The organism is Pseudotabrizicola sp. L79 (genome assembly GCF_036553525.1).
GTDB lineage: Bacteria > Pseudomonadota > Alphaproteobacteria > Rhodobacterales > Rhodobacteraceae > Pseudotabrizicola.
The window spans coordinates 163,031-185,618 of sequence record NZ_JAZHDA010000051.1 but is presented as its reverse complement, the minus strand read 5'-3'; the positions used below and the strand labels follow the sequence as shown (position 1 = coordinate 185,618).

The 22,588-nt window shown below is 62.0% G+C and carries 22 protein-coding genes; 6 read left to right on the top strand and 16 right to left on the bottom strand.

Annotated elements, in window-relative coordinates; translation table 11 throughout:
- Positions 1-16 precede the first annotated feature (16 nt).
- Positions 17-487: a CAP domain-containing protein gene (locus tag V3C85_RS12675; RefSeq protein WP_331795465.1), complete on the top strand. Its 471-nt coding sequence runs from the start codon at positions 17-19 to the stop codon at positions 485-487.
- Here V3C85_RS12675 and V3C85_RS12670 read toward each other — a convergent pair.
- From V3C85_RS12670 to V3C85_RS12640, 7 genes are all read right to left on the bottom strand, one after another.
- A complete protein-coding gene (locus V3C85_RS12670; RefSeq protein WP_331795464.1) occupies positions 484-1,560 on the bottom strand; it encodes an HPP family protein in 1,077 nt (358 codons plus the stop codon). The genes V3C85_RS12675 and V3C85_RS12670 overlap by 4 nt on opposite strands.
- A complete protein-coding gene (locus V3C85_RS12665) occupies positions 1,557-1,868 on the bottom strand; it encodes a hypothetical protein (RefSeq protein WP_331795463.1) in 312 nt (103 codons plus the stop codon). Before V3C85_RS12665 ends, V3C85_RS12670 begins: the two co-directional genes overlap by 4 nt.
- Before the next feature lie 73 nt (positions 1,869-1,941).
- Positions 1,942-2,955, bottom strand: a complete 1,014-nt coding sequence (holA, locus tag V3C85_RS12660; RefSeq protein ID WP_331795462.1) for a DNA polymerase III subunit delta — start codon at positions 2,953-2,955, stop codon at positions 1,942-1,944.
- Positions 2,952-3,449: an LPS assembly lipoprotein LptE gene (gene lptE / locus V3C85_RS12655; protein WP_331795461.1), complete on the bottom strand. Its 498-nt coding sequence runs from the start codon at positions 3,447-3,449 to the stop codon at positions 2,952-2,954. The genes holA and lptE overlap by 4 nt, the downstream gene beginning before the upstream one ends.
- Positions 3,436-5,991: a leucine--tRNA ligase gene (gene leuS / locus V3C85_RS12650; RefSeq protein WP_331795569.1), complete on the bottom strand. Its 2,556-nt coding sequence runs from the start codon at positions 5,989-5,991 to the stop codon at positions 3,436-3,438. The genes lptE and leuS overlap by 14 nt, the downstream gene beginning before the upstream one ends.
- A gap of 170 nt (positions 5,992-6,161) precedes the next feature.
- Positions 6,162-6,707, bottom strand: a complete 546-nt coding sequence (locus V3C85_RS12645) for a DUF3576 domain-containing protein (protein ID WP_331795460.1) — start codon at positions 6,705-6,707, stop codon at positions 6,162-6,164.
- A 43-nt stretch (positions 6,708-6,750) separates the two neighbouring features.
- Positions 6,751-6,960 (bottom strand): hypothetical protein, encoded by a 210-nt coding sequence (locus V3C85_RS12640; protein WP_331795459.1) that lies wholly within the window; start codon positions 6,958-6,960, stop codon positions 6,751-6,753.
- A gap of 188 nt (positions 6,961-7,148) precedes the next feature.
- On the opposite strand from V3C85_RS12640, the gene V3C85_RS12635 reads away from it, so the two are divergent.
- On the top strand, positions 7,149-8,180 hold the full coding sequence (locus tag V3C85_RS12635) for a porin (RefSeq protein ID WP_331795458.1): 1,032 nt from the start codon (positions 7,149-7,151) through the stop codon (positions 8,178-8,180).
- A 130-nt stretch (positions 8,181-8,310) separates the two neighbouring features.
- On the top strand, positions 8,311-8,970 hold the full coding sequence (locus V3C85_RS12630; RefSeq protein ID WP_331795457.1) for a YggS family pyridoxal phosphate-dependent enzyme: 660 nt from the start codon (positions 8,311-8,313) through the stop codon (positions 8,968-8,970).
- Here the strand turns inward: V3C85_RS12630 and V3C85_RS12625 are convergent.
- The 3 genes from V3C85_RS12625 to ribA are packed head-to-tail and all read right to left on the bottom strand — an operon-like array spanning position 8,967 to position 12,502.
- Positions 8,967-10,853, bottom strand: coding sequence for an alpha-amylase family glycosyl hydrolase (locus V3C85_RS12625; RefSeq protein ID WP_331795456.1), 1,887 nt, complete (start codon positions 10,851-10,853; stop codon positions 8,967-8,969). The two genes, V3C85_RS12630 and V3C85_RS12625, sit on opposite strands and share 4 nt — an antisense overlap.
- A 60-nt stretch (positions 10,854-10,913) precedes the next feature.
- The gene (locus tag V3C85_RS12620) at positions 10,914-11,417 is read right to left on the bottom strand and encodes a L,D-transpeptidase family protein (protein WP_331795455.1); all 504 of its coding nucleotides are present in this window, start codon (positions 11,415-11,417) and stop codon (positions 10,914-10,916) included.
- Entirely contained in the window at positions 11,414-12,502 is a 1,089-nt protein-coding gene (ribA, locus tag V3C85_RS12615) for a GTP cyclohydrolase II (protein ID WP_331795454.1), read from the bottom strand. The genes V3C85_RS12620 and ribA overlap by 4 nt, the downstream gene beginning before the upstream one ends.
- A 156-nt stretch (positions 12,503-12,658) precedes the next feature.
- Here ribA and V3C85_RS12610 point away from each other — a divergent pair, with 156 nt between their 5' ends.
- Together V3C85_RS12610 and V3C85_RS12605 are read left to right on the top strand one after the other, a co-directional pair.
- Positions 12,659-13,345, top strand: coding sequence for a response regulator transcription factor (locus V3C85_RS12610; RefSeq protein ID WP_331795453.1), 687 nt, complete (start codon positions 12,659-12,661; stop codon positions 13,343-13,345).
- Between the two features lie 343 nt (positions 13,346-13,688).
- On the top strand, positions 13,689-14,477 hold the full coding sequence (locus V3C85_RS12605; protein ID WP_331795452.1) for an exodeoxyribonuclease III: 789 nt from the start codon (positions 13,689-13,691) through the stop codon (positions 14,475-14,477).
- Positions 14,478-14,640: 163 nt separating this feature from the next.
- Here V3C85_RS12605 and V3C85_RS12600 read toward each other — a convergent pair whose 3' ends face one another.
- Positions 14,641-16,098: an aldehyde dehydrogenase family protein gene (locus tag V3C85_RS12600; protein WP_331795451.1), complete on the bottom strand. Its 1,458-nt coding sequence runs from the start codon at positions 16,096-16,098 to the stop codon at positions 14,641-14,643.
- Between the two features lie 276 nt (positions 16,099-16,374).
- On the opposite strand from V3C85_RS12600, the gene V3C85_RS12595 reads away from it, so the two are divergent.
- Positions 16,375-17,031, top strand: a complete 657-nt coding sequence (locus V3C85_RS12595) for a peroxiredoxin (protein WP_331795450.1) — start codon at positions 16,375-16,377, stop codon at positions 17,029-17,031.
- Positions 17,032-17,096: 65 nt separating this feature from the next.
- Here the strand turns inward: V3C85_RS12595 and V3C85_RS12590 are convergent, their stop codons facing one another.
- From V3C85_RS12590 to V3C85_RS12570, 5 genes are all read right to left on the bottom strand, one after another.
- Positions 17,097-17,708: a L,D-transpeptidase gene (locus tag V3C85_RS12590; RefSeq protein ID WP_331795449.1), complete on the bottom strand. Its 612-nt coding sequence runs from the start codon at positions 17,706-17,708 to the stop codon at positions 17,097-17,099.
- A gap of 193 nt (positions 17,709-17,901) precedes the next feature.
- Positions 17,902-20,043 (bottom strand): polyribonucleotide nucleotidyltransferase, encoded by a 2,142-nt coding sequence (gene pnp / locus V3C85_RS12585; RefSeq protein ID WP_331795448.1) that lies wholly within the window; start codon positions 20,041-20,043, stop codon positions 17,902-17,904.
- Positions 20,044-20,233: 190 nt separating this feature from the next.
- Positions 20,234-21,235, bottom strand: coding sequence for an NAD(P)H-binding protein (locus tag V3C85_RS12580; protein ID WP_331795447.1), 1,002 nt, complete (start codon positions 21,233-21,235; stop codon positions 20,234-20,236).
- Positions 21,228-21,956, bottom strand: a complete 729-nt coding sequence (locus V3C85_RS12575) for a phytochelatin synthase family protein (protein ID WP_331795446.1) — start codon at positions 21,954-21,956, stop codon at positions 21,228-21,230. Before V3C85_RS12575 ends, V3C85_RS12580 begins: the two co-directional genes overlap by 8 nt.
- A gap of 95 nt (positions 21,957-22,051) precedes the next feature.
- Complete coding sequence (locus V3C85_RS12570) at positions 22,052-22,531, bottom strand: pyridoxamine 5'-phosphate oxidase family protein (protein WP_331795445.1); 480 nt, start codon at positions 22,529-22,531, stop codon at positions 22,052-22,054.
- Positions 22,532-22,588: the final 57 nt, after the last annotated feature.

Sequence of the window (22,588 nt, the reverse complement as noted above, 5' to 3'; positions counted from 1 at the left end):
ACAAAGGGAAACAGCGATGATATGGAAAGCACTTTTGATCGCCATGACGATGGCGGCACCCGCGCCGATGGCCTTGGCCTGCACCGAACCCGCCAATGCCACGGCATTGGAGAATGAGATGATCGGATGGATCAATGCGCAGCGCAAAGCCAAGGGGCTGAACACCCTGTCCAAAAGCGCCGCACTGGCCAAGGCCGCGCAGGGCCATGCCTGTGACATGGCCGATCGCGGCTATTTCTCGCATCAGCGCTGGGGGGGGCCAGATTTGGGGCAACGTCTGAAATCAAACGGCTATCGGTTTCGCGCGGCGGCTGAAAACATCGCCAAAATGGGCAGTGCCGATGTGGGCCGTGCGGCGGGTGTCTGGCGCAAATCGTCGGGGCACTGGGCCAATATTCTGAAACCGGGGGTCAGCGAGATTGGGATGGGGCTGGCCACGGCGGGGGGGCAATATTACTGGGTGATGAACGTCGGCAAATCGCGCTAGGCGCCGCGCAGCGCGCGGGCCAGCACTCCGATCAGGTCTGACCGGGTGATGATGCCCTGCAACCGCCCATCATCAACCACCGGCAAAACCCGCAGCCGACCGGCTGTCAGATGCGGCAGCACCTCGGGCAGTTCGGCGGTGGGGGCAATGGTTGGCACCTCGATCATCAGATCCTTGGCCGTGGCGGCCGCGTCCGCCTCGATCAGCGCGGCCTGGCGCACCAACCCCAGATACAGCCCCTGCTCGGCCACGGGGATAGAGCGGAACGGGTGGTCCCTGAAGGCCGCCGACATCTCGGGCAGCGTGGCCGTGGGGGGCAGGGTGAACGGCGCTGCCGTCATCATCGACCCGGCGGCCATATGGCCAAGGTGATGGGCTGTTGCCTCGGCCTCGACCGCGGCAATCAGGCGCGAAAGGTCGGCCACACCGATATTGGCCGACAGCTTCAACCGCTCCAGAATGGCGGCAAGGCTGATCGCCTCTTTGGGCAGGGTTTCGCTGGGCTGTCGAAATGGATAGCGCCGCCCGGTCAGCGGGTTGAACACCATGCCAAACAGCACCAGCACCACAGACCCCAGCATCACCGTGGCCAAAACAAAGGCCGCCCCCGTATCGGTGCCGGAAAAATGCAGCAAGACCGCATTCAGCGCCATGGCGGCACCGGGCGGGTGCAGGGCCCGCGCTGCGGCCATCGCCACGACCGACAGCCCGACGGCCAGTGCCGCCGCCAGAACTGGAAAGGGCAACACCCAGATGCACAACACCCCGCTGGCGCAACCGATCGTATTGCCGATGATCGCCGACCAGGGCTGTGCCAGCGGGCTGTTTGGCACGGTCAGAATCAAAAAGGCCGTGGCGGCAAAGGGGGAAACCAGAATCAACTCGCGCATCGGATCACCCGTGCCACCGGGCAGCGCGGGCGTCATGTGGCGCAAGGTCCACAACAACAGATCGGTCATCGCAATCGCCAGTGCCGTGCCCAGCGTCGCCCGGATCAATTCGGGGCGCGAGGTTTCGCCCATGGCCGGGGTCATATGGCGCCAAATGGCCAGGATCAGGCGGTTTGGGGTCATGGGCTGGCGATGGTCACGCTGTCCAGCACGGCAAAGCCGGCCGGGGCCGCGGGCAGGGCAGGGGCACTGCCTTGCCAAAAGAACAGCCGCAGATGATCGGGCGCATCAGCGGTGCCGATCACTTGCCAGGCCATGGCCGTGCCTTCCATCAGCAGACCTTCGGCATAAAAGACGATTTCTTCATGCTCCAGCGTCTCGCCCATGGCATCGGCCCAGAGGCCATCTTTGGCCCAGAACACCAGGGCTTCGATGCCCTTGGCCCGCGACAGGGTGCTTTTCAGCCGGTTCAACGTGGTTTCAAGCGTCACAGCAGGGCCTTTTCTGATGCCAGTCCGTTTACACCCCGTTGGGATGCAACCGGGCGGGCCGTTGGTCAAGGGGTCAGCGCCGCATCATCGCCAGACGGATCAGCGCGCGTTCCATCAGCGCCATGCCCGGCGCGCGACTGGCTGACCGCAGGGTCAGGTCGGTTTCCAGCAGGGTCGAGACGGCCCCCTCTAGTGCCCGCCCGCCCCAAGCACTGGCCTGCCGCTGCATCGCATCGCGGCGCGGGCCAAAAACGCGGGCTTTCATCAGCCCGGCCTGCACCCCGCCGGGGTCGCTGGCCGCCAGATGCAGCGCCCGAAAGTGCCGCATCGCCTGAATGCACAGGGTCACGGGCAGCACGCCCTGCCCCTCTAGCCGCCGCATCAACAGCCCGATTTCGCGCGCCCGGCCATCGGCCACGGCGTTCAGCAGGTCATCCACCTCGGCCTCTACGGTTGCGGGGGCCATGGCGGCCACATCGGCCGGGGTCAGCGGGGTGCTGTCGCCGTATTTATAAAGGGCAATCTTTTCCAGCGTTTGCCGAAAATCGCCCGGATCCAGCGCGCGGGCCAACGTGTTCAGATCGGCCATGGCCTCGCGGTCAATGCTGGTCAGGCCCGCTTTTTTCAGCGCATCCTCAATTTCTTCACGGCTGGGCGGGTCGTCATACAGAATGGCCGAAAAGGCATGCGGGGCCTTGTCAAACAGGCCCTTCAGCGTGGATTTCCCGGTCAGCCCCCCGGCCGTGACCACGATCACCGCATCGCCGGGCTTCCATTCCTTCAGCCCTTCGGCAATCACAGCGGTCAGCCCGTCGGTGGCATCTTCGACAAACACCACCCGTGGGCCGGGAAAGAAGCCGACGGCCTTGATCCCGTCGATAAGCGAGGCCCCATCTTTGCGCAATTCGCCCGCGGAAATGCGGGTCAGGCGCATTTCGCCTTCGCCCTCGGGGCCGATCAGGGCGGCGATCACCTCTTGGCGTTTCAGCGCCACCCGCATGGGATCAGCACCCGCAATCAGCAGGCCCGCCTTGGACGGATCGGGTTTCGAGAAATAGCGGCTGGCTTCGATCCCCTTAAGGATCATGCGCCCTGCTCCGCCCAGGTTCCGGCGGTGGCGATCAGGCGGGTGATGATCTGGTCGGCCAGCATCCGCATCAGGCGATAGCCCGCATCCTCTTCGGCGGCCAACCCGGCAACGGTTGAACCCGTGGCCGAATAGGCGGCAAAGTTTTCAACCTTTCCGCCCGTCACCCGCGCACCAGACCCAAGGCTGATCAGCGACCATTCCACCGACCCCGTCAGGTGAAAGCGCTGAATCGTATTGTCGGGCGTGATGCCCACCTGGCTGGACTGGGTCTTGATCGTATAGGTCAGATCATAGCGCGCGCCCGAGGGCAGGCCCAGCCGTTCCTCCAGCCGCTCAACCAGATCAAAGCCTTCTTTGCTGTCGGGCTCCGCCACCCGGATCGCACCTTGCAGCCCCGAGGCGGGGTTGCCCGGTGCATAGGCCGGCGTAAAGCCGCAGGCGCCAAGCGCCAGCGGCATCAGGATCAGGCTGCGGCGGTTAAACGACGACATTGATGATGCGCCCCGGAACGACGATGATCTTCTTGACCGGCTGTCCGGCAAGGAACTTGATCACATCCTCATTCGCCAGCGCAATTTTTTCAACCTCGGCGGCGGGCATATCTTTCGCCACGCTGATTTCCGCCCGGCGTTTGCCATTGATCTGGATCGGCAGGATCACCGTGTCATCCACCAGCAGCGCCGGATCGGCCTTGGGCCATTCGGCCTGACAGCACAGCCCCACGCCCCCCTGCGCCGCCCAGATCGATTCGGCGATATGCGGCACCATCGGTTGCATCAACTGTGCCAGGGTGCGCATCGCCTCTTTCATCACGCTGGTTGACCCATTGGCCTTGGTCAGCGTGTTGGTAAAGGCGTAAAGGCCCGCAATCGCCTTGTTAAAGGCAAAGCCCTCGATGGCCTGCGTCACCTCATGCACCGCGCGGGCCGTTGCCTTGCGCAGATCCTGATCACTTTCGCCCACATGGTCGGCCGGCATCTCGCCAATCCGCGAACACAGCGTCCACACCCGGTTCAGATGCTTGAACGTGGCCTCGGCGCCGCTGGCTGTCCATTCCACATCGCGTTCGGGCGGGCTGTCCGACATCACGAACCAGCGCGCGGTATCGGCGCCAAAGGCGGCGATGATGCTCATGGGATCGACGACGTTCTTCTTGGATTTCGACATCTTGGCCGAGGGAATCACCTCAACCACCGTGCCATCGGCCAAGGCCGCGCCGCTGTCGGTGCGGATGATGTCTTCGGGCAGGTGATAGACCGGGCGGCCATTTGCATCGGTCGTCTTGTAAATCTCATGCGTGACCATGCCTTGGGTGAACAGGGCATTGAACGGCTCGCGGCTTTTTTCCGGCAGATGGCCGGTGGCATGCATCGCGCGGGCAAAAAAGCGCGAATACAGCAGGTGCAGAATCGCATGCTCGATGCCGCCGATATACTGATCGACATTCATCCAGTAATCGGCATCGGGCAGGCTGGTCGGCGTTGCTGCCCGCGGGCTGGTAAAGCGCGCATAATACCACGACGAATCGACGAACGTATCCATCGTGTCGGTTTCGCGCCGGGCGGGCGCACCACAGGCCGGGCAGGCACAGTCGCGCCAGCTTGGGTGGCGGTCCAGCGGGTTGCCCGGAATGTCAAAGCTGACGTCATCGGGCAGCTTGATTGGCAGGTTCTCTTTCTTTTCGGGCACCACGCCGCAGGCCGCGCAATGCACCACCGGAATCGGGCAGCCCCAATAGCGTTGGCGCGACACGCCCCAATCGCGCAGGCGGAACTTGGTCACCCCCTGCCCATAGCCCTGCGATTCGGCATGGGCGATGGCGGCGGCCACCCCCTCGTCGCCGGTCTGCACCTCGGCCCCGGCAAAGCCGCGGACATAGCGCACCGGCTCGGACTTCATCGGCACAAAAGCCTCGGTCAGGTCGGCATCCTCGGCCCCTTCGGCCACGAACACGGCCTTGATCGGCAGGCCATATTTGCGGGCAAAGTCGAAATCGCGCTGGTCATGGCCGGGGCAGCCGAAAATCGCGCCCGTGCCGTAATCCATCAGAATGAAATTGGCGATCCAGACCGGCAATTCCCAATTCGGGTCCAGCGGATGCTTGACGCGGATGCCGGTGTCAAAGCCGATCTTTTCGGCGGTTTCCAATTCTTCTGCGCTGGTGCCGCCGCGACGGCATTCTGCGATGAACCGCGCCACTTGCGGATCAGCCTCCAGCACCTTGGCCAGGGGGTGATCCGGGCTGATCGCGGCGAAAGAGGCCCCCATCAGCGTATCGGGGCGGGTGGTGTAAACCTCCAGCTTTTCAAAGCCTTCGGGCGCGCCCACCGTATCAAAGGCAAATTGCAGCCCGCGAGAGCGGCCAATCCAATTGGCCTGCATCAGCCGCACCTTCTCGGGCCAGTTGGTCAGCCCGTCCAGCGCATTCAGCAAATCCTCTGAATAGTCGGAAATCTTGAAGAACCACTGCGTCAACTCGCGCCGTTCCACCGGGGCATTCGACCGCCAGCCCTTGCCGTCGATCACCTGTTCATTGGCCAGAACGGTCATATCAACCGGATCCCAGTTCACCACGGCGTTCTTGCGATAGACCAGACCCTTTTCCAGCATATCGAGGAACATCGCCTGCTGCTGGCCGTAATATTCCGGGTCACAGGTGGCAAATTCACGCGTCCAGTCGATCGACAGACCCAAAGGCTTCATCTGGCCGCGCATGTCGGCAATATTGCCATAGGTCCAGTCCTTGGGGTGGCCCCCCCGTTCCATCGCGGCGTTTTCGGCAGGCATGCCAAAGGCGTCCCATCCCATCGGGTGCAGCACCGAAAAGCCCTGCGCCGCCTTATAGCGGGCAACCACATCGCCCATCGTATAGTTGCGCACATGGCCCATATGGATGCGCCCGGATGGATAGGGGAACATCTCAAGCACATAATATTTCGGCTTGGACGGGTCACGCTTGGCGAGAAAGGCCTGCGCCTCATCCCAGGCTTGCTGCCATTTCGGTTCGATCTGGGCGGGTTCATAGCGCGACATAAGTAACCTCCGGGTTCCGGTGGGAATTACACCGATGATCAGGAAAAGGTCCAGTGCCCGGCGCTGCTGCCGCTGAAACGCCTCCCGCATGGGAAACGTGCCCCACATGCCAAAGACTGCGGGCCCGCGTTTTCAAAAACCGATGCACCCGGCATTGCTGCCGGCAGCCCTTACAGCTTCGAATCGCGGATGCGCAGTTGCCGGGCGCGGGTCAGGATCGCATCTTCGACCGCACGCGCCGTTTCGGCGGGCACGGCGCCACCGCGTGATTGCAGCGCCACGCGCAACGATCGGGCATCCAGGGCCGGGTCTTGCACATAGACAGTGGCGCGATAGGCGCGGCCCCCGCCGGGCGGTGTGCCATAGCCGGTCACGATCACGCCGGTGAACGGGTCAATCGACTCGACAGGCAGGAAATTCAGCACTTCAAGGCTGGCCTGCCACAGGTATTTGTTCACCTCGACCGTGGTGTTCGGATCATCTGCATTGCTGAACAGATCCCAGATGGTCGAGCGGCGCTCATCTTCGCCGTTGGCGCGGGCAAGGGCCGCACGCTGGGCATCGGCGCGCTCTTTGCTGGCAAGTTGCTGATCGGTTGGTACCCCGGTGCGGCTGAACCAGCTGCTCGGCCCACTGCCAAATCCGCCCCCACATGCCGATAGCGCAGCCAAGGCGCCCGTCATGATTGCGATGCGCGTGAAGCGGTTAAAGAACATCCCGACCCCCGAAAACCATTCAATCTGCTGTCTAGCCCAGCGTTTACAGCGTGCCAAGGCTTTTCGCGCCCGGAAACCGCACCAGAGACAGCACCGCGCGAAAATCGGCAGCGGGCGCGTGGTGCCATGTCCGGCCCGGAATTACCCGTTCAGATGCGCTGCTCCGCGCGACTCGCGCCCCGTCAGCCGGGGCAGGTGCTGCCAGTCGCCCGCGCAGCATGATCTGGCTGCCTCGCGTGCGCGCGCGAACCACTTAATACGGCAGCGTGATTTGAGCCGCAGCTCTGGGCCATCGCAGCCATTGTTGCATCCAAGCTACAGGGGCGGGCTTTGGTGGCCGGAATTTCAGTTGGATGTGTAATTGTCGAAAAGGAAAGGTTAGACAAACTCATGTCGCCGCCAAAGAGACGGCGGTAGTGTTGAAATTCGAAAGGGAACAAAATGAAAAAGATCCTTCTCGCCTCGACCGTCCTGGCAATGACCGGTACCGTCGCTGCTGCTGAAGTTACGCTCTCGGGTGCTGCTGGCATGGGTCTGCAGTACAACAGCGAGACCGTTGAAAAGAGCAAGGTGTTCTCGTACGCCACGCTGGTCGCCACCATGAGCGGTGAATCGGATTCGGGTCTGTCGTTCGGCGCTGTGATGAACATCAAAGTCGAAAACAACGGCGGCCTGCTGAACGACGACACCACCGTGTTCATGTCGGGCGCATTCGGCAAGCTGTCGATGGGCGCTGTTGGCGAAGCTGACGAAGTTGCTGGCCTGTCGGACATCGGCTGGGACGGTCTGGACGTTGATGACGTTGCAGAATCGGTTGTCGGCGACGAACTGGGCGACCTGACCGGCGCTTCGCTGGCTCACAACGTGAACTACACCTACTCGGTCAACGGTCTGACCTTCTCGATGTCGGGCCGCCTGAACGAAGGCTTCAGCCCGGTGAACACCACCGACTCGTATGCAGTTGGTTTCAAATACAGCACCGACATGTACTACGTTGGTCTGGGCCACGCTCAGCATGACGCAGCCTACACCATCGGTTCGGAGTTCGGCGCTCTTGCTGGCGTCGCAGGTACCTTCGACTCGAAAGTCACCTCGCTCTACGCTGGCGCTGACATCAGCGGCATCAAAGTTGCCGGTCTGTATGCCAAAGGCGACCACGACGTGTACAACGGCGCTGGCGTTCTGCTCGGCACCGTCAAGTCGGACAGCTTCGGCCTGAACGCTTCCTACACCATGGACGCGATCACCGTTTCGGCTGGCTACGGCATGAGCGACTTCAAAGTTGCTGGCACCAAAGTCATGCAGGAAGAGTCGTATGGTCTGGGCGCTTCCTATGACCTCGGCGGCGGCGCTTCGATCAAAGGCGGCATCGCCAAGATCAAGTCGCTCGACGAATCGCAGTCGGGTCTGGGCACTCTGAACTCGCCGGTCAGCGAAACCCGCGCCGACCTCGGCATGCTGTTCTCGTTCTAATCTGAACGAAACTGGTTAGAGGAGAGCGGGCCTTCGGGTCCGCTCTTTTCGTTTCTGCCCACAAGCGCGGTGCCCACCCTTTTCCCTTGGCCCCAGATGTGGTCTTGTGCCCCAAACATCAGGGGGTCGCATGTCACTGGCCGAAATCTCATCCCGCATCACCGCCGCAATGGCCGCCCATGGCCGTGCACCCGGCTCGGTCACGCTGATCGCTGTGTCCAAGGTGCAGCCGCTGGACCGCGTTGAACAGGTGCTGACTGCTGGCCACCGCGTCTTTGGCGAAAACTATGTGCAAGAGGCGCAGGCCAAATGGCCCGACCTGCGCGACCGCTTTGGCCCGGTGCAGGTGCATATGATTGGCCCGCTGCAAACCAACAAGGCCAAGGTTGCGGTCGAATTGTTCGACGCCATCCACACCGTTGACCGCCCCAGCCTGGCCGAGAAACTGGCCAAACTGGCCCAATCCCGCGGCACCTGCCCCGAGCTGTTCATTCAGGTCAACACCGGGGCCGAGCCGCAAAAGGCCGGCGTTTTGCCCGCCGACCTGGATACCTTTCTGCACAGCGCCACCGCGATGGATCTGCCGGTCAAGGGCCTGATGTGCATCCCGCCCGAAGGCGAAGACCCTGCCCCGCATTTCGCGATGCTGGCAGACATGGCCGCGCGCAACGGCGTGTCCGGCCTGTCGATGGGCATGAGCAGCGATTTTGAAACCGCCATCGCCCACGGGGCCACCCATGTGCGGGTGGGCAGCGCCATCTTTGGCGCGCGCGATTACAGCGCCCGCTAGATCAGCCAGACCCGCGCATAGGGGGGTAGGGCGATCATGCCGCCGTGGGTTTCCACCGGATGATCTGACAACAGATCATGCATCTGGCCTGCGCCTTGCATGCGGGCCCAAGATTCGGGCAGGTGCTGCCAGTTTTCGGTAAAGTTGAACAGGCACAGCACCGGCCCGGTGGGCGCCAACCGCGCAAAGGCAAACACGCCCGGCTGATCGCAATGCAAGATGCGGGTGCCATATCCGGCATGCAGGCCCGGCACCGCGCGCCGCCGCTGCAAGATATGGCGTGTGGCCCAGAACACCTGCGCAGCGGGGCTGGTGCCCGCATGGCGCTGTGCGGCCAGATCCCAATCCATCATGGGGCGGTGAATCCAGCGGCTGTCATGGGCGTGGTCGGGCCGGTCGTGATAGCTGTGATCGTTCAGCAGGGCCAGTTCATCGCCCATATAGATCAGGGGAATCCCGCCAAAGCTGGCAATCAGCGCATGGCCCATCACCATCCGCTGCACGGCCAGATCCACCTCGGCCGCGTTGCCCTGTTCCAACGCCTGCTCTAACCCTGCCAGCGCGGCAAAGCTGCCCGAAATCCGCTTGTCGCCCGTGGCCGGATTTTCCTGAAACAGGGTGCCGCGCGCAAAACTGCCCGGAAAACTGCCGTCGTAGAAATCGGACAAAAAGGCCCGATGCCCCGGCCCCGACAGGTTCAGCGCCGCCGCATCCTCATCCGTGACCGCCCAGCCAATATCGTCATGACAGCGGATATAGGTGGCATAGGTCGCATTGCGCAGCGTTTCGGGGAAATGCGTGCCCAGAACATGGGCCATCAACCTTGTGTCGCGGGTGGCCAGCGCCGACCAGAACTGCACCATCAGGCTGTTGTGATAGGCCAGATTGCCCTCTTTGCCATCATGCTGCCCCCGCCCCAGATAGGGCAGCATCTCGGCGGGCGAGACGATGGCTTCCTCCAGATGAATGACCGCCGGAGCCGCGATCCGCGAACAGGCGCGCAGGGCCTGCAACAGCATATGCACCTCGGGCTCTGACTGGCAGCGCGTGCCCATCCGCTTCCACATAAAGGCCACGGCATCCAGCCGCAGCACATCAACGCCGCGGTTGGCCAGAAACAGCATGGTCTTGACGATTTCAAGAAACACCTGCGGATTGGCCCAGTTCAGATCCCACTGATGCTCGTTGAACGTGGTCCAGACCCATTTGCCGATTTCGGGGTAATGGGTGAAATTTCCCGGCGCATGGTCGGGAAAGACCTCAACCAAACTGCGCTCATACAGGTCGGGCAGTTCGGGGCTGTCGAACATCAGGTAAAACGCCTGATAGGCGGCATCGCCCTTGGCGGCCTTCTTGGCCCAGGCATGTTCCTTGGCGGTATGGTTCAGCACCAGATCAATGCACAGCGACATGCCCCGCGCCCGCAAGGCTGCTGCGACCTCCTCAAAATCCGCCATCGTCCCATAGGCGGGGTTGATCTTGCGGTAATCCATCACCGAATAGCCGCCGTCACTGTCACCCGGCCGGGGTTTCAGGCAGGGCATAAGATGGACATAGGTGATCCCCAGATCCTGCAGATAGTCCAGCTTGTCCAACACGCCCTGCAGCGTTCCGGCAAACCGGTCGATGTAAAAGACATAGCCCGCCATTTCGGGGCGCTGAAACCAGTCCGGCTCCAGATCGCGCTTTAGATCCAGCCGCTTCAGATCGTCGGGCCGGTCTTTCCACGCGGCGGCAAGCGCCTTTTGCAGATCGCGCTGAAACTGCGGATAGCCCGGCAGATGCCCATAAAGCGCATCCAGCATGGGCCACAAATCCGGGGCCGAGCGTTCCATGCGCAGGGCAAAAATCTCATCCTCAAAGGAATTCGCTGCCTTGGCCATATCCTGCCCCCCTGTTCGCGGCGGCAGGATAGGGCGTTCAAAGCGCTTTGGAAAGGGGGGTCACCGCCGGATGATCAGCCGCGTCTGGTGCTTGATCCGTGGCGCAATCCACAACAGATCCGCGCGGGCCAGGGCCACGCAGCCGGCCGTCGGAAACCGGGGCCGCCGCCATGTATGCACGAAAATGGCAGATCCCCGCCCCGGCTCGCCCTCGGGCCAGTTCCAATCGGTCAGCACGATCAGATCATACAGCGGATCGGCCCGCCACAGCCTTTCGTGCCCGAAACCACTGGGCCGCCGAACCATCTGGTTATACGCGGGGTCGGTGCTGTCATCCGACCAGCCATCCGCATGCGACACCGGCAAGGCCCAATCCGCAGGCCGCGCCATCCGCGCAGGGTTATACAGCATCCCGATCAGCCGATGCTCTCCCTCGGGCGTGGCGCCATCGCCCTCACGCTTGTCGGCGGCGGCCACGATGCCCCCACGCCCGACCGAGCAGGGAAACACCCGCCCCATGAACCGCGCCCCTTGGGCGGTGACCACGATATCTTCTGCCTTCACAGCAAATGCCCCGATTTGCGCGCCTTGGTCGCCAGATAACCCGCATTCTCGCGCGTTTCGCCCACTTGCAAGGGCACCCGCTCGACCACGCGCAGCCCGCAACTCTCCATCATCGCAATTTTGCGCGGGTTGTTCGTCAGCAACCGCACCGCCGCAAACCCCATGCGGCGCAAAATATCGGCACCAATCCGAAAATCGCGCTCGTCATCCTCAAACCCCAGCCGGTGATTGGCCTCTACCGTATCAAACCCCTGATCCTGCAAACTGTAGGCCCGCATCTTGTTGGCCAAGCCGATGCCCCGGCCCTCTTGGTTCAGATACAGCAGCACACCCGCCCCCTCGGCCCCCATCTGCGCCAGGGCCGCACGCAGTTGCGGGCCGCAGTCGCATTTCAGACTGCCCAGCACATCGCCGGTAAAACAGGCCGAGTGCAGCCGCGCCAACACCGGGGCGGACCGGTCGGGCCGCCCGATCTCGATCGCGTAATGTTCCTCGCCCCCATCATCGGGGCGGAACACATGCACGCGCCCGGCATCGCTGGCCACCATCGGCAGCCGCGCCGCCGACACCTCGCGCAGCGGTGCCAGTGCCGACAACGCCCCCGCCGCCTGATCCAGCGCCACAAAGGTCAGCCCTTGATCTGCCGCCAGCGCCAGCCCGTTGGCCACCGGCACCACCAAAGCCGCAGGCAGCAGATGCGCCGATTTCACCATCTGCACCGCCGCCCGGTGCAGCCCCGCACTGCCCTCGCGCAGCGATTGGAACGGCCCCTTCATCGGCACCCGCAAATCATCGGCGGGGTCGGCCATGGCGCGCAGCCAGTCCAGCCCCATCTCTTGCGGCACGGCCAGCCGCGCCAGATCGCCATCGTAGGCCCGCGCCTTCAGCGTTTCGGCCCGGCGCGCCGTCAGCGCCAGTTCCGGCACCCCCAGCGCGCGCAACCCCGACAGCCGCGCCGCGCCCAGCGTTTCCACCGCTGCCACCAGCGCCGCTTGCCCGTTTTGCGCCAAAACCACCGGCACCCCCATCCGCAAATCAACGCGGGCGCGGTTCAGCCGTTCTGCAATCGTGGGGCCAAGGGTCATCATGCACACCTTCTCTTGCCCTTGTCATATCTGCCGGATGACGGAATTGAAACATATCCCCGCAGGCCGACACGACCGCGTGAAACTTTCGTTGCAATTCTTGCAGGCTTCGTGATCGGGGCGCATCTCTAGCCCAGACAAACGGCGGAGGCGATGATGGCCCAATTGCGCAAGATCCTTTTGGTAGATGATGACGACGACCTGCGGGAAGCCCTGTCAGAACAACTGGTGATGACCGAAGACTTCGACGTGTTCGAGGCCGGCACCGGTGCCGAAGGTATGGAAAAGGCCAAGGCCGCCATTTACGATCTGGTGATCCTGGACGTTGGCCTGCCCGATACCGATGGCCGCGAACTGTGCCGCCGCATGCGCAAAAGCGGCGTGAAATGCCCGATCCTGATGCTGACCGGCCATGACAGCGATGCCGACACCATCCTTGGCCTTGATTCGGGGGCCAATGATTACGTCACAAAACCCTTCAAGTTCCCGGTGCTTCTGGCCCGCATCCGCGCCCAGTTGCGCCAGCATGAACAATCCGAAGATGCCGTGTTCCAGCTTGGCCCCTATACCTTCCGTCCGGCGCAGAAACTGCTGCTGGATGAAAAGGAAAAGAAGATCCGGCTGACCGAAAAGGAAACCAACATCCTGAAATTCCTCTATCGCGCACAATCTGGCGTTGTGGCCCGCGATGTGCTGCTGCACGAGGTCTGGGGCTATAATGCTGGAGTTACGACACATACTTTGGAAACGCACATCTACCGGTTGCGCCAGAAGATTGAGCCCGATCCCTCAAATGCGCGCATTTTGGTCACAGAGAGCGGCGGATATCGTTTGGTGGCCTAACGTCCTATTGTTGCCAGATTCATCTTTTATATACTCACATATGAGAGATTGATTTCATTGGTTCCCCTTTCCGTGTCGGGGTTATGGCACGGAACCTCCCTGTTGGACCTGGCCGGGCAGTTGCCCGGCCTCTTTTTTTCCTGACTCTGAAATATTTGATTCAGGTCAAGGAACCTCTGGGCCTGTTTGCGCATTCTTTCTGCACCTCCCTGTTGGACTTGACGCCCGGGCCCGATGCCCGGGCTTTCTTTTTGCGCCACGCCCGCCCAAGCCACAGGTGGCAACTGCCGCCATCCCGCGTTAGGTTGGCCGCAAATCTGTGCCACCCAAAGCGGAGCCTGCCATGCCCTTTACCCTTGCCACCTGGAACATCAATTCCGTGCGCCTGCGCGAAGGTCTGGTGGCGCGGCTGATGGCCGAAGAACAGCCCGATATCCTGTGTTTGCAAGAATGCAAAAGCCCGGTGGAAAAGATCCCGGTCGAACAGTTTCAGGCGCTTGGCTACACCCATATGGTTGCGCGGGGGCAAAAGGGCTATAACGGCGTTGCGATCCTGTCAAAGCTGCCGTTGCAAGATGCCGGGTCCACCGATTGGGCCAATCTGGGCCATGCCCGCCATGTGGCGGCGCGGCTTGAAAACGGTGTCACCATCCACAATTGCTATGTGCCCGCCGGGGGCGACATTCCAGATCGGGCGCAGAACGAAAAGTTCGGCCAGAAACTCGATTTCCTGACGCATCTGCGCGACGATTTCCACGCCGCCAAGCCGCAGAAATCCATTCTTGTGGGCGATCTGAACATTGCCCCGCGGGAAGATGACGTGTGGAATCACAAGCAGCTTTTGAAGATCGTCAGCCATACGCCGATCGAGGTCGAACATCTGGCCCAAACCCAGAATGCGGGCAGTTTTGTCGATGTGACGCGCAAGGATATTCCGAACGGCCTGCTGTATAGCTGGTGGTCCTATCGCAGCCCCGATTGGGATGCGGCCGACAAGGGCCGCAGGCTTGACCATATCTGGGCCACGCCCGACATTGCGCAGGCCAGCCATTCCAGCCGCATCCTGCGGGCCGTGCGCGGGTGGGAACAGCCCAGCGATCACGCCCCAGTTCTGGCGACCTTTGATCTCTAAGTGGTTTTTGGCGTGGCCCCGGCGTTCGGTCTGCGCCGGGCAGGCCCTGCGGTCCGCAGCACAGCCGAAACCGGTCTGCAGGGGGACGTATGAACAAGGGGTTAAGACGAAATCTTAACCCCTTGATTTTGCTTGGGCCTTAACGTGTCTCTGGCAAAGACACCTATTCCGCGGCGTCTTTCACGGTGAAATCATAGCCCGAGATTCCCTTGGGTTCGAGGAACTCCTCCAGCCCCCAGATCCCGCCCTCACGCGCGCGACCCGACTGCTTGACCCCCCCAAAGAACGATCCCGCCCCCCGCGATTTTCCGTTCATCTCAACCATCCCCGACTTCAACTGATGCGCCAGCCGATTGGCCCGCGCCGGGCTGCCCGACTGAACGTAGTTGGTCAGCCCATAGGGGGTGTCGTTGGCGATCCTGACCGCCTCTTCTTCGGTATCGAACGGGATCACGCACAGCACCGGCCCGAAGATCTCTTCCTTCTCGATCGTCATCCCCGGCACCACATCGGCAAAGATCGTGGGCTTGACATAGAAGCCGCGGTTGAACCCTTCGGGCAAGCCCGGCCCACCCGTCACCAGCCGTGCACCCTCGTCGATGCCCTTCTGGATATAGCCCTGGATCTGGTCCCACTGCCGCTTGTTCACGACCGGCCCGATATGCGGCCCCTTTTCCAGCGCGGGTCCGATCTTGATCGACTCGGCCACTTGCACGGCCTTGGCCACGGTCTGGTCATAGACCGAGCGTTCGACCAGCAGGCGTGACGGGGCGTTGCAGGACTGGCCGGTGTTTTCCATCATCCGCCGCACCGACCGTTCCACCGCCTTGTCATCGGCATCAGCGAACAGCAGATTCGCCCCCTTGCCGCCCAGTTCCAGCGCCACGCGTTTCAGCGTATCGGCCGCAGCCTTGCTGATCGCCTTGCCCGCACGGGTCGAGCCGGTGAACGAGATCATCTCGACATCGGGGTGCACCGAAAGCTGGCTGCCCACACCTGCGCCATCGCCGTTCACAAGGTTGAACACGCCGGGCGGAATTCCGGCATCATGGCAGAATTCGGCAAACAGCATCGCGTTCAGCGGGCTTTCTTCCGACGGTTTCAGCACACAGGTGCAACCCGCCAGCATCGCCGGAATGGCCTTGAGTGCGATCTGGTTGACCGGCCAGTTCCACGGCGTGATCAACCCCACCACACCAATCGGCTCCATCACCACCGCCGCGCCGGGGGCCTGAGGGCCAAGAGGGCGGACCCATTCGATGGTTTCAAAGGCTTTCAGAAAATTGGTCGTGTGCCACGGCAGGCAAGGGGCCTGATCCGACAGGGCAAAATCAATGGGCGCGCCCATTTCCATGGCAATCGCCTCGGCGAATTCCTGCAGGCGGGCGTTGTATTGATCAAGGATCTTGCGCACCAGGCGGGCGCGTTCTGCCGGGGGCGTTGCGGCCCAAGCTGGGAAGGCCGCCTTGGCGGCGGCAACGGCGGCATCGGTATCGGCCTGATCGCCAAGGCTGATCACGGCGCAGGGCTCTTCGTTCGACGGGTTGATCACATGCAGATCGCGCGGGGTGGCGGGATCGACCCACTGGCCATTGATGTAGAACTGGCGTTTCGTCAGCATTATCGCCTCCTTGGCAAATTTGATCATAAGGTGGCAGTGCGACCAGCCTTGTGCAAGCATAACTCCGACAGATTAGCGTCGGGAAACGCTTCGCTTTGCTGCGCCTTTCGTCAGAATGAATGTCTGCGCAGCCATGGTTATGGCGGAAAACCAGTCACCAAGACGGGATGGCGGCAAAAGAATGATCTGTTTTGTCGCGCCTTGCGCTAAAGGGGGTGAAGTTGGCGGGTCAATGACATATCTCGTCTTCAGAATGTAACCAGGAGAGAACCGACCATGTCCGTTCGTATCAACGATATTGCCCCCGATTTCACCGCCGAGTCGACGGCGGGAACGATCAAGTTCCACGACTGGCTGGGCGACAGCTATGGCATCATTTTCAGCCATCCGCGCGATTTTACCCCCGTTTGCACCACCGAGTTCGGCGCTGTTGCCCAGCTGGCCGCCGAGTGGAAAAAGCGCAACACCAAGGTGATTGGCGTTTCGGTCGACTCGGTTGAAGAGCACCACAAGTGGATGCGCGACATTGAGGCGTTTGGCGGCAGCGCGGCAGAGTTTCCGATCATTGATGACACCAGCCTGACGGTCGCCAAGGCCTATGACATGCTGCCGGCTGATTACTACCTGCCGGGCGAGGGCCGCACCCCGGCCAACACGGCCACTGTGCGCACGGTCTATATCATCGGGCCGGACAAGAAAGTGCGCCTGACCATGTCGTATCCGATGTCGGTGGGCCGCAACTTTGCCGAAATCCTGCGCGCGCTGGATGCCGTGCAAGCCACCGATGGCGTTCCGCTGGCAACCCCGGCCAACTGGCAGCCCGGTCAGGATGTGATCGTGGCCCTGTCGCTGACCGATGATCAGGCCAAGGAAAAATTCGGCAAGCTGGACATCAAGCTGCCCTATCTGCGCTTTGCCAAAGCCCCGAACTGAAACCAAAGGCCCCGGACGTGATGACCGGGGCCTTTTGATGCCCGCCGCAGCTGGCATGTGATCGCTTAGCTGGATTGTGACCGCTTGGCGTAAAGGGTGACGGGGGCGCCAATCGGCACCAGATCATACAACTGCGTGATCTGGTCATTCACCAGCCGCACACAGCCATTCGACACGGCCGAGCCGATTGTCCAGGGATCAGGCGTGCCGTGGATGCGCAAGAATGTGTCGCCGCGCCGATCATCGAACAGATACAGCGCCCGTGCGCCCAGCGGGTTGGTCGGCCCGCCCGGCATGCCATCGGCATAGCGTGCATAATGGCCGGGGTCGCGGGCGATCATCTCTTTCGTCGGGGTCCAACTGGGCCATTCCTTTTTCGCGCCGATGCGGAAACTGCCGGGTTCATACAGGTTGCCCCGGCCGACCCCCACGATAAAGCGCATGGCCTGCTTTTTCTCCATCGTCCAATACAGCGAGAAGGTGTTGGGATCGACAAGGATCTGGCCGGGGGCAAACTGATCGCGCAGTTGCACAAGTTTGGGCTGATGCTCGGGCGGAACGACATAGGTTTTGCGGTCTGGTTTCGTCTGGGCCGCTGCGCGAGAGATTAGGGCCGGTGTGGCCAAGGCAGCCACGGCAGTTGTCAGGAAAAGGCGGCGGTTGGGAAATGATGTCATGCGGCAGGCCCTCATTTTTCTTCTGTATAGCTTAATTAAGTCGCGGATGCGCGCAAACGTTCCGTGATCGTGGTGTTTTCTGCGCTGAAATCAACTGATCTGGCGTGGCAAACCGGACACGCAGCCACCACCGACCCGCCAAAAGAAAAGGCCCCGGAACCCCGGGGCCTTTCTGGAACTGTCAGGAAAAAGATCAGGCCTCTGCGGCTTCGTCTTTCTTCTCGGCGAGTTCTTCGCCGGTTTCCTGATCGACCATCTTCATGCCAAGGCGCACCTTGCCACGATCATCAAAGCCCAGAAGTTTGACTTTCACTTCCTGGCCTTCTTTCAGGATCTCATTCGGATGGGTCAGGCGCTTGTTGGCGATCTGGCTGACATGCACCAGACCATCGCGCTTGCCGAAGAAGTTCACGAAAGCACCGAAATCGACCAGCTTGACGACCTTGCCGGTATAGATGCGGCCTTCTTCCGGCTCTGCCACGATCGAATAGATCATGTCATAGGCGCGCTTGATGGCGGCAGCATCGTTCGAGGCGATCTTGATCTGACCGTCGTCGTTGATGTCAACCTTTGCGCCCGATGTTTCCACGATCTCGCGGATGACCTTGCCGCCCGAGCCGATCACTTCACGGATCTTGTCGGTTGGGATCTGCATCGTTTCGATCTTGGGGGCATATTCGCTAAAGCCCTGCGGGGCCGACAGCGCCTTGGCCATTTCACCCAGGATGTGCATCCGGCCATCTTTGGCCTGTGCCAAAGCCTGCTCCATGATGGCAGGCGTGATGCCGGCAACCTTGATGTCCATCTGCAGCGAGGTGATGCCGTTCTCGGTGCCAGCCACCTTGAAGTCCATGTCACCAAGGTGGTCTTCGTCACCCAGAATGTCGGTCAGAACAGCGTAAGAGCCGTCATCTTCCAGGATCAGACCCATCGCCACACCAGCGACCGGGGCTTTCAGCGGAACGCCGGCATCCATCATTGCCAACGAGCCACCGCACACCGATGCCATCGAGGACGAGCCGTTGGACTCGGTGATCTCGGACACGACGCGGATGGTATAGGGGAAGTCGGTCGGGGCCGGCAGCACGGCCTGCAGCGCGCGCCATGCCAGTTTGCCGTGACCGATTTCACGACGACCGGGCGACCCCACGCGGCCCACTTCGCCCACCGAATAGGGGGGGAAGTTATAGTGCAGCAGGAAGTTCGAGCGGCTGTTGCCGTGCAGCGCGTCAATGATCTGCTCATCCTCGCCGGTGCCAAGGGTGGTCACGACCAGACCTTGGGTTTCGCCACGGGTGAACAGGGCCGAACCATGGGTGCGCGGCAGAATGCCGGTTTCGCAGACGATCGGGCGCACGGTCTTGGTGTCGCGGCCATCAATGCGGGTGCCGTTCTTGACGACGTCACCGCGCAGGATCGACGATTCCAGCTTTTTGATCGCCGAGCCAAGGTTGGCATCGGCCAGATCTTCTTCGCCCATGGCCTCTTTGATCGCAGCCACGGCAGCCGAGATCGCATTCGTGCGGTCTTGCTTGTCGCGGATGGCGAAAGCGGCGCGCATCTGGGCTTCGCCAGCGGCTTTCACCTTGGCATAAAGATCCGAATAATCGGGGGGCGAGAAGTCGAAGGGCTCTTTGGCGCAGGCTTCGGCGAAGTCGATGATCATGTCGATCACCGGCTGCATCGCATCATGGCCAAACTTCACGGCGCCCAGCATTTCGGCTTCGGTCAGTTCATAGGCTTCGGATTCAACCATCATCACGGCGTCTTTGGTGCCGGCGATGACCAGATCAAGGCGCTGGTCGGGGTTGTTGCGCAGGTTCTGCATGTCATCAACTTCGGGGTTGAGGACATATTCGCCATTCGAGAAGCCAACGCGGGCCGCACCGATCGGGCCCATGAACGGCACGCCGGAAATCGTCAGCGCGGCGCTTGCAGCGATCATGGCGACGATATCGGGCTCGTTCACCAGATCATGGCTCAGCACGGTGCACATCACCAGAACTTCGTTCTTGAAGCCTTCGACGAACAGCGGGCGGCACGGACGGTCGATCAGACGCGAGGTCAGCGTTTCCTTTTCGGAAGGACGGGCCTCACGCTTGAAAAAGCCACCCGGGATCTTCCCGGCGGCATAGTATTTCTCTTGGTAGTGCACGGTCAGCGGGAAGAAATCCTGCCCCGGCTTTGCCTGTTTGGCAAACGTCACGTTGGCCATGACGCTGGTTTCGCCAAGGGTGGCGATCACAGAGCCGTCGGCCTGACGGGCAACCTTGCCCGACTCCAGTGTCAGCGTTTCATTGCCCCACTGGATCGACTTCTTAGTCACGTTGAACATCTATCGTTTCCTCTTGGAAGCACTCACGGCCCCTGCCGTGTCTTCCGTTTCTATGGCGGCCCCATTGCCGCCGCCCCCAATCCTTTGCATGCGCCCGGGGGCATGGGCTCACGTCACAGATGGGGGGCCAATACAGGAAAAACGCCCGTTTGGGAAGCGCGCAGATTCGGCCCGCTGTGCGGCCGTGGTCTTACCAGACCGCATGTGCCCCACGATCATCGTCCACCTCGCCACGCAGCAGGGCGGCGTAATGATCCTCTAGCCGGTCCATGCCGAATTCAGGGGTGGCGTCGGCGTCATACTGGCCGGTTCGCGGGTTCCAGACCAGCATCGACTGCGTGGCGTAATAGCGCCCGATGCGGGCCAGTTCGGCCTTTTCCGCAAGGCGGGGCGAAACCGCGCCCAGAACGGCCAGCACCGTTACGATCGTATCCATCAGGGCCAGCGGCACATGCTTGATGCGCAGGGGTTTGACCGTCAGCCGCCCCAGCATGGCCGCCTGATCCAGCGGCGTGATGGCTGGCCCCGGCCCGCCAATCGGCAAGATCCGGTGATCGGCCGTGGGGTCGGTCAGTGCGCGGGCCAGAAACCGTGCCAGATCGCGGTCAGAAATCGGCTTGCAGGCGGTCAGTCGCCCGTTGCCGAATACCATAAAGGCCTTACCCGCCTGCACCCTTGGCACCTGTCCCGAAAGGGATTTGAAAAAGGCTGTGGGCCTGACGATCGTCCACCGCAGCGGGGCGGCCTGCAACTCTGCCTCAAAGGCAAGTTTGGCCTGCTGAAACGCCAGTAGGGGCCTTTGCACGCAAATGGCCGACAGCAGCAAAAAGCGCCCGACCCCCGCCGCCAGCGCTGCGCGCAAGACGGCACTGTGTGCGGCGTGGTCTATGGCCCAGGCATCTTTCGGTGCGCCTGTCCGGCTGGCCAGGCATGACATCACGGCGTCGAATGGGGCCCCGGCGAAGACATCCGCCAAGGCCCGGCCATCGGCCACATCGCCGGGGTGCAGGGCGCATCCGGGCGGCGCGTATTTTGCCCCCGGTCGCACCAGTGCCGTTACCCGGTGGCCCGCCGCCACCAAAGCGGCGGCTGTGGCCCGCCCGATTGTGCCGGTGCCCCCCAAAAGCAGGACGTGCAAGCCCCCGTCTTGCCCCGGTGCGGCGCGGGCGGGCGCGGCGTCTGGGTCAGCCACCGATCCGCACAAAGCCGCCCGTCTGCCCCTCTAGCGGGCCATGCTCGGCCGATGTTGGCTTGACCATCGCATCAAGCAGCACGGGGGCAGGCGTCCAATAGGGAACGTACCATTCCTGATCCACCTCTAGCACCAGCACGCGGTCTGTGGCGGCATCATAGGCCCCGATCAGGCTGATATGCGGGCCATCCCAATCGCCGGTGATGACCCCCTGGTTGAAATAGACCAGCAGCGCATCCTTGGCCGAAGCTTCGTTTTCGGTCAAAAGCCTGCGCAACTCGGCCAAGGCGGCGGCGTCTGCGGCAGCGGGGTGAAAGGTGCTGACGGTCTGCGCCATGCCCTTGGCTGCCAGCGTGGCCTTGGTGAATTCGGCCAGTTGGTCAAACGTCACCCCATCGCCCCCCTCGGCAGACAGGGCGGCCCATTCGGCATTCCCGACCAGCTCCAGCATCTGGGGTTGGGTGGTGACGGTATCTTCGGCATGGGGCGGCAGGCCCGACAGGCCATTGACCGCCGCCGTCACCGTGGCGATCGAGCAGGCCGAAGTGGTGAATTGTGGTTTCACAAAGGGGCCAAAAGCCCAGTAATCGGGGGCCGGATTGGTGCGCAAATAGGCATTGTCGGCGGTCACCGGCACCGCGTTCGGCCCCAGTTTGGGTGCAGGCGTTTCGGCCAAAGCGGGAGAGGCAAGGCAAAGGCAAACAAGGAAAAAGGCGCGCATCAGAGTGATCCTGAACAAATGATCAAATGACGCTATCCGGTTTCGGTGCTCTGTCAATGCCCCGTTGCGGCCCCGTTGCCGCCCTGCCTGCGGGCCTAGAAGCGGACCACACCTTGGGCGCCTGCGTCAGGGGGTGTGCCCTTGACCCGTGCTTTGGCCAGTTCGAAGAAAAAGGTGACAGCATTTGTGGTGGTCACCGAAACTTCGCCCTCTTGCGGGGTAAAGCACAGCAGGCACACATCGGGATCGTGCTTTCCACCCTCAAACCACGCATCTGCGACAAAGCTCCAGGCTTCCTCCAGGGCTTCGCGGTCATGGCTGCGGGCCAAGCTGCCTGCGACATCGGCAAAAAGCCCCGCGCTGTCGCTGGAAATCACCATCTGAGCAGGCTTTGGGCCGGTTTCGGTGGCCTTGGCAAGGTCGGTGCCGCGCGCGGTGATGAACCAGATCTTGCCGGGGAAATCATCATCCACCGAAGGCGACATTGCCACCAGCCGACCCTCGCCCCGGATGCCCAGCATCGCCGTGCGCACGTCGTCCATACGGTCCCAGAATTCCTCTTTCAGATCATTCATGGCGGTCTTCCTTTGGTTTTTTCGGTTCCCAAGCAGAACCGCCCAAGGCAGATTTGG

Coding starts and splice junctions, on each gene's coding strand:
- lptE (WP_331795461.1), bottom strand. CDS start 3,449: ATGTCGTCGTTTAACCGCCGCAGCCTGATCCTGATGCCGCTGGCGCTT.
- V3C85_RS12610 (WP_331795453.1), top strand. CDS start 12,659: ATGGCCCAATTGCGCAAGATCCTTTTGGTAGATGATGACGACGACCTG.
- V3C85_RS12635 (WP_331795458.1), top strand. CDS start 7,149: ATGAAAAAGATCCTTCTCGCCTCGACCGTCCTGGCAATGACCGGTACC.
- V3C85_RS12595 (WP_331795450.1), top strand. CDS start 16,375: ATGTCCGTTCGTATCAACGATATTGCCCCCGATTTCACCGCCGAGTCG.
- V3C85_RS12630 (WP_331795457.1), top strand. CDS start 8,311: ATGTCACTGGCCGAAATCTCATCCCGCATCACCGCCGCAATGGCCGCC.
- holA (WP_331795462.1), bottom strand. CDS start 2,955: ATGATCCTTAAGGGGATCGAAGCCAGCCGCTATTTCTCGAAACCCGAT.
- pnp (WP_331795448.1), bottom strand. CDS start 20,043: ATGTTCAACGTGACTAAGAAGTCGATCCAGTGGGGCAATGAAACGCTG.
- V3C85_RS12575 (WP_331795446.1), bottom strand. CDS start 21,956: ATGCGCGCCTTTTTCCTTGTTTGCCTTTGCCTTGCCTCTCCCGCTTTG.
- V3C85_RS12600 (WP_331795451.1), bottom strand. CDS start 16,098: ATGCTGACGAAACGCCAGTTCTACATCAATGGCCAGTGGGTCGATCCC.
- V3C85_RS12645 (WP_331795460.1), bottom strand. CDS start 6,707: ATGTTCTTTAACCGCTTCACGCGCATCGCAATCATGACGGGCGCCTTG.
- V3C85_RS12670 (WP_331795464.1), bottom strand. CDS start 1,560: ATGACCCCAAACCGCCTGATCCTGGCCATTTGGCGCCATATGACCCCG.
- V3C85_RS12625 (WP_331795456.1), bottom strand. CDS start 10,853: ATGGCCAAGGCAGCGAATTCCTTTGAGGATGAGATTTTTGCCCTGCGC.
- V3C85_RS12570 (WP_331795445.1), bottom strand. CDS start 22,531: ATGAATGATCTGAAAGAGGAATTCTGGGACCGTATGGACGACGTGCGC.
- V3C85_RS12590 (WP_331795449.1), bottom strand. CDS start 17,708: ATGACATCATTTCCCAACCGCCGCCTTTTCCTGACAACTGCCGTGGCT.
- V3C85_RS12675 (WP_331795465.1), top strand. CDS start 17: ATGATATGGAAAGCACTTTTGATCGCCATGACGATGGCGGCACCCGCG.
- leuS (WP_331795569.1), bottom strand. CDS start 5,991: ATGTCGCGCTATGAACCCGCCCAGATCGAACCGAAATGGCAGCAAGCC.
- V3C85_RS12605 (WP_331795452.1), top strand. CDS start 13,689: ATGCCCTTTACCCTTGCCACCTGGAACATCAATTCCGTGCGCCTGCGC.
- ribA (WP_331795454.1), bottom strand. CDS start 12,502: ATGACCCTTGGCCCCACGATTGCAGAACGGCTGAACCGCGCCCGCGTT.